The organism is Pseudomonas brassicacearum (genome assembly GCF_003732175.1).
Taxonomy (GTDB): domain Bacteria; phylum Pseudomonadota; class Gammaproteobacteria; order Pseudomonadales; family Pseudomonadaceae; genus Aquipseudomonas; species Aquipseudomonas brassicacearum_G.
Genome location: NZ_MOBI01000021.1, coordinates 42,382 through 59,350, shown reverse-complemented (window position 1 = coordinate 59,350; position 16,969 = coordinate 42,382). Strand labels below are relative to the sequence as shown.

General features: G+C 61.5%; 13 protein-coding genes and 2 riboswitches. Of the genes, 5 read left to right on the top strand and 8 right to left on the bottom strand.

Annotated elements, in window-relative coordinates:
- The first annotated feature begins 191 nt into the window (after window positions 1–191).
- Window positions 192–2,201, top strand: a complete 2,010-nt coding sequence (locus tag BK658_RS20170; protein WP_123583840.1) for a hypothetical protein — start codon at window positions 192–194, stop codon at window positions 2,199–2,201.
- Between the two features lie 51 nt (window positions 2,202–2,252).
- Here BK658_RS20170 and BK658_RS20165 read toward each other — a convergent pair whose 3' ends face one another.
- The 7 genes from BK658_RS20165 to cobW form a co-directional block, all read right to left on the bottom strand.
- A complete protein-coding gene (locus tag BK658_RS20165; protein WP_123583839.1) occupies window positions 2,253–2,987 on the bottom strand; it encodes a copper chaperone in 735 nt (244 codons plus the stop codon).
- Between the two features lie 2 nt (window positions 2,988–2,989).
- Complete coding sequence (locus BK658_RS20160; protein WP_185019867.1) at window positions 2,990–4,549, bottom strand: tyrosinase family protein; 1,560 nt, start codon at window positions 4,547–4,549, stop codon at window positions 2,990–2,992.
- 134 nt (window positions 4,550–4,683) lie between these two features.
- Window positions 4,684–6,327, bottom strand: a complete 1,644-nt coding sequence (locus BK658_RS20155; RefSeq protein ID WP_123583837.1) for a phospholipase D-like domain-containing protein — start codon at window positions 6,325–6,327, stop codon at window positions 4,684–4,686.
- Window positions 6,328–6,385: 58 nt separating this feature from the next.
- Window positions 6,386–6,988, bottom strand: coding sequence for a vWA domain-containing protein (locus BK658_RS20150; protein ID WP_123583836.1), 603 nt, complete (start codon window positions 6,986–6,988; stop codon window positions 6,386–6,388).
- Window positions 6,989–7,041: 53 nt separating this feature from the next.
- A complete protein-coding gene (locus BK658_RS20145) occupies window positions 7,042–8,049 on the bottom strand; it encodes a magnesium chelatase ATPase subunit I (protein ID WP_123583835.1) in 1,008 nt (335 codons plus the stop codon).
- 135 nt (window positions 8,050–8,184) lie between these two features.
- A complete protein-coding gene (cobN, locus tag BK658_RS20140; protein ID WP_123583834.1) occupies window positions 8,185–12,072 on the bottom strand; it encodes a cobaltochelatase subunit CobN in 3,888 nt (1,295 codons plus the stop codon).
- Between the two features lie 3 nt (window positions 12,073–12,075).
- Complete coding sequence (gene cobW / locus BK658_RS20135; protein ID WP_123583833.1) at window positions 12,076–13,143, bottom strand: cobalamin biosynthesis protein CobW; 1,068 nt, start codon at window positions 13,141–13,143, stop codon at window positions 12,076–12,078.
- Window positions 13,144–13,241: 98 nt separating this feature from the next.
- Window positions 13,242–13,452, bottom strand: a riboswitch (cobalamin riboswitch).
- Between the two features lie 187 nt (window positions 13,453–13,639).
- Window positions 13,640–13,865, top strand: a riboswitch (cobalamin riboswitch).
- 100 nt (window positions 13,866–13,965) lie between these two features.
- On the opposite strand from cobW, the gene BK658_RS20130 reads away from it, so the two are divergent.
- From BK658_RS20130 to cobM, 4 genes are all read left to right on the top strand, one after another.
- Window positions 13,966–14,157, top strand: coding sequence for a CbtB domain-containing protein (locus BK658_RS20130; RefSeq protein WP_123583832.1), 192 nt, complete (start codon window positions 13,966–13,968; stop codon window positions 14,155–14,157).
- A gap of 11 nt (window positions 14,158–14,168) precedes the next feature.
- Complete coding sequence (locus BK658_RS20125) at window positions 14,169–14,870, top strand: CbtA family protein (RefSeq protein ID WP_123583831.1); 702 nt, start codon at window positions 14,169–14,171, stop codon at window positions 14,868–14,870.
- Complete coding sequence (locus BK658_RS20120; protein WP_123583830.1) at window positions 14,867–15,280, top strand: cobalamin biosynthesis protein; 414 nt, start codon at window positions 14,867–14,869, stop codon at window positions 15,278–15,280. Before BK658_RS20125 ends, BK658_RS20120 begins: the two co-directional genes overlap by 4 nt.
- Window positions 15,281–15,361: 81 nt before the next feature.
- Window positions 15,362–16,108 carry a precorrin-4 C(11)-methyltransferase gene (gene cobM, locus BK658_RS20115; protein WP_123583829.1) on the top strand — a complete coding sequence of 249 codons (747 nt, stop codon included), beginning with the start codon at window positions 15,362–15,364 and terminating at the stop codon, window positions 16,106–16,108.
- A gap of 190 nt (window positions 16,109–16,298) precedes the next feature.
- Here cobM and nfuA read toward each other — a convergent pair whose 3' ends face one another.
- A complete protein-coding gene (gene nfuA, locus BK658_RS20110) occupies window positions 16,299–16,883 on the bottom strand; it encodes a Fe-S biogenesis protein NfuA (protein WP_007946504.1) in 585 nt (194 codons plus the stop codon).
- Window positions 16,884–16,969 lie beyond the last annotated feature (86 nt).

Sequence of the window (16,969 nt, the reverse complement as noted above, 5' to 3'; positions counted from 1 at the left end):
CAAGCGTGTTGGCGCTCTGGGCGTTGATCCTCGACCAGCTGTACATCGCCAAACGCACACGCCAGTACCGGACAGCGATGAGCAAATAGCCGGATGGCTGCACTGGAACAGTGTGATGGCAGACTGGTATTTCAGCGAAGTTCAACAATACTTCGTCGCAGACGGATGAGGTCTCAAGGAGCAACTGACTCATGGACGTACCCTGCCTTCTGCGCGCCACCCTGATTGGCAATCTGCTACTGGCCGGACTTCCTGTTGCCCAGGCCCACACCCTGGGCCACGGCGCGACCGAGAACCTGAAAAGCTTTGCTCCCGCACCACCCGACACGCCATATCTGGAGGTGCTGCATCAGTGCGTCAGCCAGCAGGACACCGACAACGCTCACCTGCTCTCAGGACTCGGTGGCACACACTATCCACTGGTGAGTCTCAAAGACGCCGATCAGGTCGAAGCCTTCTACAGCCAGGGCATCGCCTTGCAATACGGCTTCAATTTTTCCGAGGCTATTGGAGCGTTCTACCAGGCCAGCCGCTTCGATGAAGGCGCGTCGATGCCCTATTGGGGCATCGCGCTGTCTGCCAACTCCAACATCAACAGCGACGCCACCACGGGTTGTGATCAACTGGCCTACCGCTCGGCACACATAGCGTTGGACAACGCCATGGCGCGCCTCAAGGACCCCGCCGCCAAAGAGCGCTTCAGCGAACGGCAATTGCAACGCGAGGTCGATTACGCCAAGGCGTTCCTGACTCTCTACAGCGAGAAGGACGGCAAGCTCAGCCTGCCCGACGAAGGCAAGCGGCGCTATGCCGACGCGATGAAAACCCTCTCGGAAAACTACTTCGACGATCTTGACGCCGCTACGCTGTATGCCGATGCCCTGCTCAACCTCAGCCCCTGGAAATGGTGGGAGGGCGATGAAGCAGTGTCCGATAAAGTCAAACCCACCTCCGCCGCCTATGAGGCATTACAAGTGCTCAACCGGGTACTGGTGCAGGACAAACTGCACACCGGCGCCAACCACTTCTATATCCATGCCATTGAAGAGTCGCCCTTCCCCGCCAGCGGCCTGCCCATGGCCGACCGCTTTCGCGATCAGAACCCGGCCATCGGTCATCTGGTGCATATGGCTTCACATATTTACCAACGCACCGGTAACAATGCCCTGGCCAGCGTCGCCAACTATACGGCGGTATCGGTCGACCGCGCCTACACCCATCAGATCGACCCGCAGAGCCCGTACCCGCTGCATTATCTGGGTCATAACATTCACTTCCTGACCTGGACGCTGTCCATCGAAGGGCGCCAGAACGAAGCGCTGAACATGGCCGAGGAGTTGGTGGAAAACACCACCCGCTATGCCGCGCTGGATTTCCTCTGTAAGCAGTACCCCCAAGAGATCGCCACCAAGTCCGACTACTTCTACGCCGTGCCCTATTACTTCGCCGTACGCTTCGAAGACTGGGATGCCCTGAAGCGTATCGAACCGAAGATCAACGCCGGCTTGCAAACCATCAACCAGACCTGCGCTGCCGCGAACAAATACGGTACGTTGACCGCACCTTACACTCAGGTCATGGCGGCATACGCCCGCGCCTACCAAAAACTGACCGCCGACGGGCTCGATGGCAGCGCTGCTCGTGATGCCCTCAAAGGTTATTGGCAGGCTGTCAACGCAGCCTTGAGCGTCAATCCGGACTTGAGGTATGGCAGCAACAAAGCCGTGGAACTGTTTCGCATTGCCAACCTGATCCTGCTCAACAAAGCTCAGGGCAGCAGCCATGGAACACTCGATATCGCGACACTCAGGGACGCCGGCACAGAGGTGTTCGGCAAGGATCAGAAACAAGCGTTGAACGCCGATCTCCAGGCCCTCGAGGGTGACAACAATGCGCGGATCATCGCGGCCTGGCGCAAAGCCGTGCAAATCCAGGACGCGCTCAACTACAACGAGCCGCCGGACTGGTATTACACGCTACGCGAGTCTTTGGGCTATGCGTTGCTGGCCCAGGGGCAATACGCGCAAGCCGAACAGGTGTTCCGTGAAGACCTGGCAAGCAATCGCCTCAGTGGCCGCTCACTCAATGGCCTGAAACTCAGTTTGGAGAAACAGCCAGGCAAAACCGTACCGGCGCTACTGAATGAGCAACTGCAAACCGCCTGGCGCAACGCGACCGTCAGCCCATCCCCGAAAAACTGATGACTTACACAACCCGGAGCTGCCGAAGGTTCGGCAGCTCCGGGTTGGATTTCAGTGAAACAGGCGCAGTTGAAACGGCCAGTGCCAACGAACGGGGCGAGGACTTTTAAAGCGCTCCCACAGCATCCAGCCCATGCTCAACAGCATCAACGGCACATGCCCCTCCTCTGCCAGCATCGGCAACAGCATCAGCGCCCAACATGACCCGACGCACCAGCCTGCGCTGACCATGCCGTACTTCAGACAGTCCTTGAGAAAGTCGAGGCCGAACGCCGAGATTCGCGGCTGATAATGACAGCGGTTGAGGTACCGTTGTTTGAGCGGCGAGGCCTGCCACACCAGGCTCACGGCCAGAGTGACGACAAACGCCATCGCCTGGGAAACCCCAAACATCACCCGCGCCGCTACTACCGAGGTCATGAGCAGCAGACCGGCTAGCGTCCAGACGCTGGCAAAACCCAGCACAAACAACAGCACCGCCTGCCAGCGCTTCCTCAGCAAACTGCGTTGCCACACATAAGTCAGCGGATGGACCAGCAGCAAGGGGGTCATCGCCAGCAACATCAATAGCCATGAAACCACCAACTGCCGGGGAGGATTGAACAGCAACGCCTGTTCAATCCCCTGCCAGCTCGCGGCATAAGCAAGAGGCACGAAGGCTCCGCAGAATGCCGGGATAGACAGCATCTGCACTGACCCGAGGAGCAGCCCCCAACCTGCCAGGCTGATCAGGATCAGCCATGGCAGGAAGCCTCGGGTCACGACCTGGATGAGGTATGGCCCCATCTTCAGTCACCTTGCCGGTAGACACTCACGCGACCGACCGTGATGTTGTCCTCGGCCTGAACATCGGTCACCGGCACAAAGCGCACTTTCAATTTGGCCAGAACCGGGTGGCCGCTGGCACTGAGCTTGTCGAAGACATCAGTGATCTCCAGCACATGACTCACGCCCTTACCGCCATGCTGGCTGTCCGGACGGCTGGCCTTGCGCACGCCGAACAGCGAGATCGACCCGACGTACTGGTCAGGCAGCGCCGACAACTGTCCCTCGACCGGCAGGCTGATGTACACGTCGAAGGTCGCCGCGTCATTGTTTCCGCGGATGTTTTCCAGGTTGAGATACACCCGGTCCAGGGAATGCTCTGCAACCGCGGGGGCAAAGGCCCGGGATTTCAGGTTGCCCATCAGCTTGCCCGAGGTGCTCTGGTCGAGTTGCAACGGCGTCTCGACTGTAGCGCCGGTCAGCGCGATGGCTTTGTCATTGGCGCCGAGCAGTTCGGCGGGTGATTGGGCACTCATGGACTTTTCCTTCACGGCTGCAGCACCAAGAGGCTCGGGGCTTGCGTGCAGAGTTTCCAAGCGTTGTTGAAATACCCGGGTACCGTGCAGCGGGTCGGACGTATCTTCATAACTATAATCCAGCTTCGGTGCCCGGGTATCGAGCATGTCAGACACCTTGAACGGCCACGGCTGGCCACTGACCGTCGGTACCACGAAACCACGACCCGGGGTCGGCGGACCATTGAGCCACGCACTGGTGACCGGGTTGCGGTTCTGCCGGTCGCGCTGCAGCCACACGTCCCAGAGCCGGTCGATGTTGGCGTGATGCAGCCAGAATATCGGGTCCAGGGCGGCGGTATCCGGATCGATCATCAACCCCGGCACCCGGCTGCCCTGTTGCTGGCCGCCCACGGCGACGTGCACGTAGTTGTGCGGTTGCGACTCGAGCCGACCGCTGACCTGGCCATAGTGCTCGAACACCGTGACCGGGCCACCGAAGCCAGGAGAGCCACCGCCGGAACCGCCGGCGAAGTCACGATCGGTGAGGGCCGGGCGCAGATCGATCCGCTGCTCGTTGAGCACCACCACCCCGTTGCCGGTCGGGCCAAACCGGCGAGCCACAAATAAGGGATTCTGCTCACCATTGGGCAAGGCGGTCGCGGCGAAGCAGGCTGGGAGGTTCAGCGTCTGCTGGTTCTCGTTGTAATTCCAGTACGGCAGGGCCCAATCACTTGGCCCTCCGAGGCTGACGATAGCCTTGCGGACGATCTGTTCGAATGACGCAAGATAGCCGCGGTGCCACGGCAAAAAGTACCAGGTCTGGTGTTGGCACTGGTTCCAGTAGGTGTCCTGATCTGTCTGGGACGGCAGTTGCTCATTCGGTCGCAGATAACCGGCGCTTTGCCAAAGGGGAATATCGATACCGTGTATTGCTGCCAGAAACCGCCAACTGGTGCGGTCGGTGATCGGTCGTTGTTGAAGGACTCCGACGCCACGCGCATACCACAACAAGGTATCGCTCCAGCCAGAACCCAGTCTCCATACATCACGCCGTACATGTGCCATGGTAGATCTCCCTGAAAAACCGCGTGGATGAGGAGCGCACTCCTCAACTGGCAACGGTAGATCAAGTGCCGCACAGCCCCTGTGAAAGCAGACCGGCGGCATGGCGTTCAAGGCCACGCGGAAACGGGCGTTCCTTATCTCCCGGAAAAGCGTAACCGCGAGAGCATTCGCAGGTCGCCGTCCAAGTAATAGGCGTTGGTCCAACTGTCATCCACCGCCAGGGGCGGAACCTGCTTGAGGTCCTCTTGCCTGGCGGCATAGCGGAAGCGGTAATGCTCGTAGAAGCGCAGCAATTCCAGGCCATAGCGGTCGGCCAGATCGGTGTTGCCGCGAATGATCAGGAAGTTTTCATCGTTGCCATCACTGGCGTTGATACTCAGGTTGTGACTGCCACTGATGATGGTCGGCGCGTCGGTGGTGAAGTCGACGACGATGGCTTTGAGGTGCACCAACAGATCGCCCTTTTGGCCCTTCATGCTTTCCTTGAGCCAGCCTTCGATACCGGTGTTGAGCAGCGCAGTGGCGGCGAAATCGGCCGTGCGGTCGGCGTGATAACCGGTGATGCGGCTGGCGGTGTTTTGCAGGCCATAGCGCAGCACATCGTCGTGGGGCTGGCCGAGCAAGGCGTTGAGGATTTCGTCCGGCAGCGCGAACGCGGTGACAAACAGGACGTCCTTCTTCGCCGCATTGATGATCTCGACAAACTGCTGCAGATCGGCCTGGCCGGTACGCGGTGAAAAACCGACAAACAACGGCTGTGACGGGTCCATCGGGTTATTCTTGGTCAACCAGGTACGCGTAGCGCCCACATCGGTCGGCGCGGCCCAGATCTGCTCGAACACTTGCAAATATCGGACACCCACAGCGGTATTGTCCAGCACATGCACCACGTTGGCTTGGCGATAGACACCGTTGTCGGTGAAATTAGTACTGCCACACAGCACCGATTGAGGCCGATACTCACCACCGTCGACCTTGCTCAGCACAATGAATTTGTCGTGGAAGATCGCGTGGGTCACCCTCCCCTGCTTGCTCTCGGCGGGAAGCTTCGCCAGGCTCTCTTCATTCATCGTGGTATCAGCGTCACCGGGCTTGGCGTGATACAGCACCCGAACCTTGGCCCCGCGCGCAAACGCCGCGTTGACCGCATCGATAATGGTCGGCAGTTGATACTCGTAAATCGCAATGTCCAGCGCCCATTGACCGTCTGCGGCGCGTTCGATAAAACCGGTGATCTGCTCCAGCAAGCCATTTTCCAGCCATTGCCGTGGTGCAGAGGGCCAGTCGTCGAGGGACAGGTTCTTGTTGGCGCTCAGCTGCGCATCGAGCTCGGGAAACTTGCGGGAGAAGGCCTGACTGGCCGCCACCGCACGATTGAAAATCACATGCTGGCCTGCCGGCAAGCCATCGTCGGTGGTGACCGTCACCGCCAAGGCCTCGCCCAATTGCGGCGCATCCGGCGTGCCATAGGCCAGATGCACCCGGTAGTTGATCGTCACGCCCGGATTGACCGCGTAATCAGCCCAACGAAACTTCTGCAGCGGCGCGCTATCGCTCGGCGTCGCGTTGTACTGGGGAAAGGTGTGCGCCTTGCCCGGGAAGGTCAGGCTGTTGAACAGAAACTCCCAAGGCCCGCTGCCCTGCTGTTTTTCGATGGCAAAACCAAGCAGGCCTTTGCGTCGGGGTTCGGCCAGGTCCATGGCCAGTAACACGCCGTTGGTTCCGGCATAGGCTTTGACCCGGAAATCATCCTGACTGTTGGCGGCTAAAACACGCATGATCCACTCCTGTGATGAGCTGAACCCACAGCATAGGTGCTGTTGGCAGTTCGGCAGATTAAAGCATGTCGATATGTCGATAATCCGCGTTCAACTCGTGCGCCAGGGTTTTCGCCCGCCCCAATCGAATCGGCCCGCGCTCGATGTCCACCAGCAACGCCGGACAATTGAGCGCCACCTGCATTGGCGTGGCTTTTAGGCGGCCATCGGTCAGCAGCAACACCCGTTGTTGCTCTGCCGGAAAACGCTTTTGCCGCAACACCAGCCAATGCGTCGCCTCATCCAGCGCAGCGAACAGCGGCGTGCCTCCGCCCGCACCGAGTGCGTCGAGCCAGTCGCGCAGGCTGGCCGAGGCTTTCAGACCTTGCACTTGCCACTTCGGCGCTGTGCCACTGGCGGTCAACAGCGCCAGTCGCGCACGTTGGCGATAGGCGTCGTCGAACAGTTGCGCCAGCAGGCCTTTGGCATCGCTCAACGCCTGATGACGCCGGGTCGAGGCCGAGGCATCGACAATCACCAGCCACAGCTCGTGGGGTGAACGACTGCGCAGATAGAACAGCAGATCTTCGCGCTGACGCGGACGGCCGTTGAGCAGCGTGCCGGGCCAATTGACCGAGCCGTTTTGGCTGGCTCGGCGCTGACCCTGCCTGCCGTTTTTCAGGTGTCCTGCACGGGGTTTGGCATTCGCCCCCGCGTCAGATCGAGGGCGAATGCCTAGGGCTTTTTTGGCCAGCTCGGCACTTCACGGCGGGCACCGGTGGGTAATGCCTGAGCGGGCATTTCACCCCACTGGCCCTGGCCTTCGCCGGGGCTCGGTGGTTGGGCGGCGGACGCGTCTGGCGCAGGGTTCTGGCGCGGCGCAGAAGGCGGCGTGTCGCGACGACGGTGACGCAGGGCAAACTCCGCCACTGCATCGATGTCTTCCTCGCTGATCGCCTCGGCCCCACGCCACGCCGCGTGGGCGCGGGCGGCACGCAGCCAGACCAGGTCGGCGCGCAAGCCGTCGACCCCGGCGGCAAAACAACGCTCGGTGATCTGCGCCAACGCCTGATCGTCCAGAGGAATGTTCGCCAGTGCCGCACGCGCACCTTGGCAGCGTTCACGCAATGCCTGCTGCCGCGCTTCCCATTCGGCGCAGAACGCTTGGGGGTCACTGTCGAAATCCAGCCGGCGACGGATGATCTGACCACGCTCAAGCGGCGCCGTGTGACCGCTGAGGGCGACGTTCAGGCCGAAACGGTCGAGCAGTTGCGGACGCAGTTCGCCCTCTTCCGGGTTCATGGTGCCGATCAGCACAAAGCGTGCCGAATGCCGATGAGAAATGCCGTCGCGTTCGATCAGGTTGGTGCCGCTGGCAGCGACGTCGAGCAGCAAATCCACCAGATGATCGGGCAGCAGATTCACTTCATCGACATACAACACGCCGCCGTCGGCCTTGGCCAGCACACCGGGGGAAAACTGCGCACGGCCTTCGCCCAGCGCGGCGTCCAGATCCAGAGTGCCGACCAGCCGCTCTTCAGTCGCGCCCAACGGCAAGGTGACGAATTGCCCGCTGGCGAGCAGGTCCGCCAGGCCACGGGCCAACGTCGACTTGGCCATGCCCCGCGGGCCTTCGATCAGCACGCCGCCGATTTTCGGGTCGATGGCCGTCAGGCACAGCGCCAGTTTCAGGGCATCGGCGCCGACCACGGCGGACAGCGGGAAATGCGGGGTGTCGGTCATGTCGAATATCTCGTTTGCGGTTGATCGTTCCCACGCTCTGCGTGGGAATGCAGCCCGTGACGCTCCGCGTCACATTCAAGAGCGGACGCAGAGCGTCCAATGAGGCATTCCCACGCAGAGCGTGGGAACGAGCCCTCAGCTGTCTTCTTCTATATCCAGCAACAAATTCTCCAACGCCTCTCGATAAGCCCCAGGCTCCTGCCACATCCCACGCTGCTGGGCTTCGAGCATGCGCTCGGTCATGTCGCGCAAGGCGTGCGGATTATGCTGCTGGACGAATTCGCGGGTTGACGGGTCAAGCAAATAGGCGTCGGCCAGCAAGGCGTACTGGTGATCGTCGATCAACTGCGTGGTGGCGTCGAAGGCGAACAGGTTATCGACGGTGGCCGCCAGTTCAAAAGCGCCTTTGTAGCCGTGCCGCTTGACCCCATCGATCCACTTCGGGTTGGCCGCCCGGGAGCGGATCACCCGGTTCAGCTCTTCCTTGAGTGTGCGGATCTTCGGCAAATCCGGCTGACTGTGGTCGCCATGGTAGCTCGCCGCAGCTTCGCCACTGAGGCTTTCGACGGCGGCGAGCATCCCACCCTGGAACTGGTAATAATCGTTGGAATCGAGCAAGTCATGCTCGCGATTGTCCTGGTTTTGCAACACCGCCTGAACCTGGCTCAAGCGCTGGGCGAACTGTTCGCGAGCCGCCGTGCCCTCATCGGAACCGCCGTAAGCGTAGCCACCCCAGTTCAGATAAACCTCGGCCAGGTCCTCGCGGCTCTGCCATAAACGACCATCGATAGCGCCCTGCACGCCCGCGCCATAGGCACCGGGCTTGGCGCCGAAAATCCGCCAGCCGGCCTGTCGTGCGGCGGCGTCTTCATCCAGTCCTGACTGGATCAGCGCTTCGCGTTCACCGCGAACCTTGGCCGCCAACGGGTTCATGTCGTCGGGCTCGTCCAGCGCGGCAACCGCTTGCACGGCCGCGTCGAACAACCGAATCAGGTTGGCGAAGGCATCGCGGAAGAACCCCGAAACGCGCAACGTCACGTCCACTCGCGGCCGGTCGAGCAGGCTCAGCGGCAGTATTTCAAAGTCGTCGACCCGCTGACTGCCCGTAGCCCAGACCGGACGCACGCCCATCAGCGCCATGGCCTGGGCAATATCGTCGCCTCCAGTACGCATGGTCGCCGTGCCCCACACCGACAAACCCAACTGGCGCAAATGATCGCCGTGGTCTTGCAGGTGCCGTTCAAGAATCAGGTTCGCCGACTGGAAACCAATGCGCCAGGCGGTGGTGGTCGGCAGGTTGCGCACGTCCACCGAGTAGAAATTGCGCCCGGTGGGCAGCACATCGAGGCGTCCGCGACTCGGTGCGCCGCTCGGCCCTGCCGGAACAAAACGACCGCTGAGCGCATCCAGCAGACCGCGCATTTCTGCCGGGCCGCAAGCGTCCAGTCGCGGCGCGACCACCTCACACAGGTTGTCGATGATTGCTTTCACGTCAGACCAACCTGCCTTCTGTGGGAGCGAGCCTGCTCGCGAAAGCGCTGGGTCAATCGGCATCAATGTTGAATGATTAACCGCTTCGCGAGCAGGCTCGCTCCCACAGGGACCGGGCCTGGCTTGAGACGGGTTCGGTAGCTCGACCTCGGTATTCACAGTCTGTGAGATCAGTTGAGTGGCGAACAACTCCAGACGTTCACGGGTATCGCCCGCCGTACGCCAGGCCTCATCGCTAAGCGATTGCAGCTCCGCCGGTCTTGGCCCGACCCACGGGTCGGCCAAAGAACAATCCAGTGGATCGAACCCGAGCGCGAACGCCTTGGCCAACGCCCGGAGCAAACTCGATTGCGCCCCACGACCGTCACCGCGCGGAATCCGCAGCAACGCCAGCAAAGTGTCGATGCGCAGACGACCGCTTGGCGATTCGCCGAACACATGCAGGCCGTCGCGAATCTGCGACTCTTTCAGGTCGCACAAATAGGTGTCCAGACGCGGCAACCAGATCGCTGCATCGGCGTCGCTGTCGAGCTTCTCGTCGAGTTGCAACTCGCGGTCGATGTGGGTTTCACGCACCAGATTGAGGATGTCGCGCTGCAACTCGCGAGCCCGTCGTGGATCGAGCAACTGGGCTTCGTAATACTCGTCGGCCAACAGTTCCAGATTGCGCAACGGGCCGTAGGTTTCGGCGCGGGTCAGCGGCGGCATCAGGTGGTCGATGATCACCGCCTGCGTCCGACGTTTGGCCTGTGCGCCCTCGCCCGGGTCGTTGACGATGAACGGATAGATGTTCGGCAGCGGCCCGAGCAATGCGTCCGGCCAGCAGCTTTCGGACAGGCCAACGCCCTTGCCCGGCAACCATTCGAGGTTGCCATGCTTGCCGACGTGAATCACCGCGTGGGCGCCATAGGCCTGACGCAACCAGAAATAGAACGCCAGGTAACCGTGGGGCGGCACCAGGTCCGGGTCGTGGTAGACCGCACTCGGATCGACCTGATAACCGCGCGCCGGCTGAATACCGACGAAGGTCAGGCCAAACCGTAGCCCGGCGACCATCATTCGCCCGCTGCGGAACATCGGGTCGTTTTCAGGCGATCCCCAGCGTTCCAGCACCGCCGCGCGGTTGGCTTCGGGCAGCGCGTTGAACATCAAGTAATAGTCGTCCAGCGCCAGGCTTTGCTGACACGGGCGCAAGTCGATGCTCTCCAGATCATTGCTGACCCCTCCGAGCAGTTGCTGAATCAGCGCGGTGCCGCTTTCCGGCAAATCGGCAGGCAACGGATAACCTTCGGCGTGCAGCGCCCGCAGGATATTCAGCGCCGCTGCCGGCGTGTCGAGGCCAACGCCGTTGCCAATCCGTCCGTCGCGAGTTGGGTAGTTGGCGAGGATCAGCGCAATGCGTTTTTCAGTATTGGCCACCCGCGCCAACTCGACCCAGCGCCGCGCCAGTTCGGCGACAAAGTCCATGCGCTCGGGTTGTGGTCGATAGCAGACCACATCGGACTGACTGCGCTCACTGCGCCAAGCCAGGTCCTTGAAGCTGATCGGTCGGCTGATGATCCGCCCATCGAGTTCCGGCAAAGCGATGTGCATCGCCAGATCGCGTGGGCCGAGCCCTTGCTCGCTGGCGCGCCAACCGGGCTCGTTGTCCTGGGCGCAGATCGCCTGGATCACCGGGATATTGCGCCGGAAGGGTCGCAGGTGCGGGGCTTCGGGGCTCGATTGAGCAAACCCGGTGGTGTTCAGAATCACCGAGGCCTGCACCTCATCCAGCCAGTCCTCGACCACCGTCAGGCAGCCAGGCTCTTTCAAACTGGCCAGCGCTATCGGCAGCGGGTTCAGCCCCGCAGCCTGCAAGCGCTGGCAGAAAACATCGATGAAGGCGGTGTTCGCCGCCTGCAAATGCGAACGATAAAACAGCACCGCCGCCACCGGTTGACCCACCTGCCAGTCGGCTTGCCAATCGCCCAGCGTCGCGTTGCTTTTGTGGGGGTGGTAAATCGCGGTACGCGGCAAGGTTTGCGGTTCGGACCAGTTGTAATCACGGCCCAGCCAACGACTGGCCAGACAGCGATACAGATCCAGCGCATTGCCCATGCCGCCCTGACGCAAAAAGTGCCAAAGCCGCTCGCGGTCTTCGACAGTCACGGTGCTCAGATCACTGAGTTCCGGGTCGGGACGGTCATCGCCCGGCACCAGGATCAGCTGCACACCGCGTTGCGAAAGCTCCACCAGGCGTTCGATGCCGTAGCGCCAATAGGCGATCCCGCCGTGCAGCGAGATCAGAATCACCTTGGCGTGGCGCAGTACTTCGTCGACGTACAAGTCGACCGAGGCGTGATTCTGCACCTGCATCGGGTTGGCCAGGCGCAGGCTCGGATAGTCCTCGGGCAACTGCTGCGCCGCTTCGGCGAGCAGCGCCAGGCTGGAGTCGCCGCTGCACAGAATTACCAGCTCGGCAGGGGTTTGGCCAAGGTCGGCAATGTTGTCATCCGAGACGAAACCGCCGGGCTGGGTCCTGAGCAGGTGCATGGATTAAACGCTGAGCGCGGCGCGCAATTGCGCTTCGAGCAAGGCGGCGTCCAGTTGCTGGCCGATCAGCACCAGACGGGTGCTGCGGGCTTCATCTGCGCCCCACTGACGGTCGAAGTGCTTGTCGAAACGCGTGCCCACGCCCTGGATCAGCAGGCGCATCGGCTTGCTCGGGATCGCGGCGAAGCCCTTGACCCGCAGGATGCCGTGCTGGACCACCAATTGGGTCAGGGCATCGAGCAACAGGCTTTCATCGGCTTGTGGCAGTTCGATGGAAATCGAATCGAAGGCGTCGTGATCGTGGTCGTCGTGGTCATCGCCATCGTGGTGATGGTCATGGTGGCTGTGGCGGCTGTCGATGTGTTCTTCAGAGCCGGCGCCCAGGCCGATCAACACGTCCAGCGGCAAACGACCGCTGCTGGCTTCGATGATTTTCACCGCTGGCGGCAGTTCTTCGGCGACTTCCAGGCGTACTTTGGCCAGATCTGCCGGGCTGATCAGGTCAGCCTTGTTGAGAATCACCAGGTCGGCACTGGCCAGTTGGTCGGCGAACAGCTCGTGCAGCGGCGATTCGTGATCCAGGTTCGGGTCGAGTTTGCGCTGGGCGTCGACCTGGTCCGGGAACGCGGCAAAGGTGCCGGCGGCCACGGCCGGGCTGTCGACCACGGTGATCACCGCATCCACGGTGCAAGCGCTGCGGATTTCCGGCCACTGGAAGGCTTGCACCAGTGGTTTTGGCAGCGCCAGGCCGGAAGTTTCGATGAGGATGTGGTCGAGGTCGCCGCGACGGGCGACCAGTTCGCGCATGACCGGGAAGAACTCTTCCTGAACGGTGCAGCACAGGCAGCCGTTGGCCAGCTCATACACGCGGCCGTTGGCTTCCTCTTCAGTGCAGCCTATGGAGCATTGCTTGAGGATTTCGCCATCGATGCCCAGCTCGCCGAACTCGTTGACGATCACCGCGATGCGCCGGCCCTGGGCGTTATCGAGCATGTGTCGCAGCAAGGTGGTTTTGCCCGAACCGAGGAAGCCGGTGACGATGGTGACAGGAAGTTTGGCCAGTGTTTTCATCGGATGCCCTTTGGCAAGGTGGCGGGCATACGGGACGACAACCGGCAGCGCTTGAGCGCGCGGAAGAATTCGCCACCGGATCACCCCGCCCGGTTGTAGTGAGAATCTGTATCGAGGCAGGTCTCCTGGCTGACGGTGGGCCGGTCTTTCGACTGGCGGTTCCTGCACCTTCCCGCGCCTGAAAACAAGGAGCGCAGTGGCATGGCAGAAACGAAACCGTTCACAGTTGCGGGGGCAGCCGCGGCATCGACCGCGTTCCCTTCTTAGCTTCGGCGCACGCGCCAAAGAACCTCGAAAGCGCAAGGCTACGCATCGCATCGGGGCGGGTCAATGTTCGGGCAGAGTTCTGTGGTGGTTGATATGACGCCATCGCGAGCAGGCTCGCTCCCACAAGAGCACTACCGAACCTGTGGGAGCGAGCCTGCTCGCGATGGCAGCACCTCGGTATCGAGTTGAGAACGCTCGCCAATTGACGCCCCGCCCTCGCCCATGCTCTCCTACACGCCTTGTTACGGGTGCCCTTCACAGGGTGAAACGGGAAACCGGTGAATCATGTGCTTTACTCAAAAGCCATGTCAGTCCGGTGCTGCCCCCGCAACGGTAAACGAGCGAAGAATCAGATCCACTGTGCCAGCAGTTCGGCATGGGAAGGCGATTCTTGCAGGTTCGGCGAATGCCAGCCCCTCGTGAGCCCGGAGACCGGCCCGCAACACATCAATAACAAACCCGCGGTGGGCGGGCGCTGTTTTAGCCTCTGCGTGCCCGGCTCGCGGGGGTTTGCATGCGCTCGATTCACCCACTGACTGACCAGAGGGAAGCGCCATGTCGACCATCAGCAGCACTCGCCACGCCACCGCCAGCACCACCTCCACCCTGAGCCAACGCCTCGTTGCCGCTATCGGCGCATCGATCCTGGGCGCATGCCTTGTGTATTTCGCCGGTTTCTCGCACATCGACGCGGTGCACAACGCCGCCCACGATACCCGCCACAGTTCTGCTTTCCCGTGCCACTGAGACCTGCCGAGATGATCAAGCGTATTGCGCAAACCGCAGGTTTCACCGGTTTGCTGGCCGCCCTGCTGCTGACCCTGCTGCAAAGTTTCTGGGTCGCGCCGCTGATTCTTCAGGCGGAGACCTACGAAAAAGCCCCGGCAGCTGAAGTCCATGAACATGCCGAAGGCGCGATGGCTGGCCACACCCACGATGCACAGGCTTGGGAGCCGGAAGACGGCTGGCAGCGCGTGCTGTCGACCGCCGGCGGTAATCTGGTGGTCGCCGTCGGTTTTGCGCTGATGCTCGCCGGGCTCTACACCCTGCGCGCCCCGACTCGCACCGCTCAAGGCCTGCTCTGGGGGTTGGCCGGTTACGCGACCTTCGTCCTCGCACCGACCCTGGGCTTGCCGCCGGAATTGCCGGGGACTGCCGCCGCAGACCTGGCACAACGGCAGATCTGGTGGATCAGCACAGCAGCGTCCACCGCCGTCGGTATCGCGCTGATCGTGTTCGCCCGGCATTGGCTGCTGAAAGTGCTCGGTGTCGCCATTCTGGCCGTGCCGCACATCATCGGCGCGCCACAACCTGAAGTGCATTCGATGCTGGCCCCCGAAGCCCTCGAAGCGCAATTCAAGATCGCCTCGCAGCTGACCAACGCCGCGTTCTGGCTGGCCATGGGCCTGATCAGCGCCTGGTTGTTCCGCCGCAAAAGCGATGGTCAATACCACGCATGAGTGAAACGCGCGCAGCGCCGACCCTGGTGGTCGGCCTGGGCTGCCAGCGCGGCTGCCCGGCCAGCACGCTGCGCGCGTTGCTCGACCAGGCGTTGCAGGCTCATCACATCCAATTGCAGGCGATCAAGGCCTTGGCCAGCATTGATCTGAAACGTGATGAGGCCGGTCTGATCGAGTTGGCCCGGCAACTGTCACTGCCACTGATCTGCTTCAGCAGCGAACAACTTTCCAGCTATCAAGCGCAACTCAGCCATCGCTCGCAAATCGCCTTCGAGCGCACCGGCTGCTACGGCATAGCGGAAAGCTCTGCACTGGCCCTCGCCGAACAACTGGCGCAGGCACCGGCAAAATTGCTGATCCCGCGACAAAAAAATGCCCGGGCGACGTTTGCGTTGGCCGGCGCCGCGTAAAATCCTCGATAATCCCCGCCTTCGATCATGAGCAATCTTCATCTGAAGCCTTGCTTTGACAATTTTTCACAGGAACCGGCTATGACCGTCTACTTCATTGGTGCAGGTCCCGGCGACCCGGAACTGATCACGGTCAAGGGCCAGCGGCTGATTCGCAGTTGCCCGGTGATCATTTACGCCGGCTCGCTGGTGCCGGAAGCCGTACTGGAAGGCCATCAGGCTGAACAGGTGGTTAACAGCGCCGAATTGCACCTGGAACAGATCATCGAACTGATCAGAATCGCCCACGACAAAGGTCAGGATGTGGCACGCGTGCATTCCGGCGATCCGAGCCTGTATGGGGCAATCGGTGAGCAAATTCGTTACTTGCGCGAGCTGAATATCCCGTTTGAAATCATCCCCGGCGTCACCGCCACGGCCGCTTGCGCAGCGCTGTTGGGCGCCGAGTTGACGCTGCCGGACATCTCGCAAAGCGTCATCCTGACCCGCTATGCCGACAAGACCGCGATGCCGCCGGGCGAAGAATTCAGCAGCCTGGCCCGGCATGGCGCGACCATGGCGATTCATCTGGGGGTCAATCACCTGGAGAAAATCGTCGCTGAACTGCTGCCGCATTACGGCGCGGACTGCCCGATTGCGGTGGTGCATCGGGCCAGTTGGCCGGATCAGGATTGGGTGCTGGGGACGCTGACAGACATCGCCGAAAAGGTTCAGGCCAAGGGATTCCGGCGTACGGCGCTGATTCTGGTGGGTCGGGTGTTGGGCAGTGACACCTTTAGCGAGTCGTCGCTGTACCGCGCCGGGCATGCGCATCTCTACCGTCCGTAGGTGCACACATAACCTGTGGCGAGGGGGCTTGCCCCCCGTTCGGCGGCGAAGCCGTAGCAAAGCGGTATGTCTGAAAGAACACAGGGCCGCTTCGCGCCCCAACGGGGGCAAGCCCCCTCGCCACAATTCGCGGGCATAAAAAAACGGCGCTCACGGGCGCCGTTTTTTTTGTTCGCAGTGAACGCCTTGTTTAGTAGTAGGCGTTTTCTTTCTGCGTGTGGTCGGTCACGTCGCGTACACCCTTGAGCTCGGGAATGCGCTCAAGCAGCGTGCGTTCGATGCCTTCCTTGAGGGTCACGTCAGCCTGGCCGCAGCCCTGGCAGCCACCACCGAACTTCAATACGGCGATGCCGTCTTCAACCACATCGATCAGGCTGACCTGACCGCCGTGGCTGGCCAGCCCCGGGTTGATTTCGGTTTGCAGGTAGTAGTTGATGCGCTCGTTGACCGGGCTGTCAGCGTTGACCATCGGTACTTTGGCATTGGGTGCCTTGATGGTCAGTTGGCCGCCCATGCGGTCAGTGGCGTAGTCGACCACCGCATCGTCCAGGAATGCTTCGCTGAACGAGTCGATGTAAGCGGTGAAGCTTTTGAGCCCCAACGCCGTGTCTTCAGGTTTTTCTTCGCCCGGCTTGCAATAGGCAATGCAGGTTTCGGCGTATTGAGTGCCAGGCTGGGTGATAAAGACCCGAATGCCGATCCCCGGGGTGTTCTGCTTGGAGAGCAGATCAGCCAGATAATCGTGGGCGGCGTCGGTAATAGTAATGGCGGTCATGGAAGTTCCTCGCAGGCTTGGGCGCAGTTTACGCCAATCATCGCGCCGGACAAAGTCCCAGTATTTTTGTCGGGAAAGAACCGGTC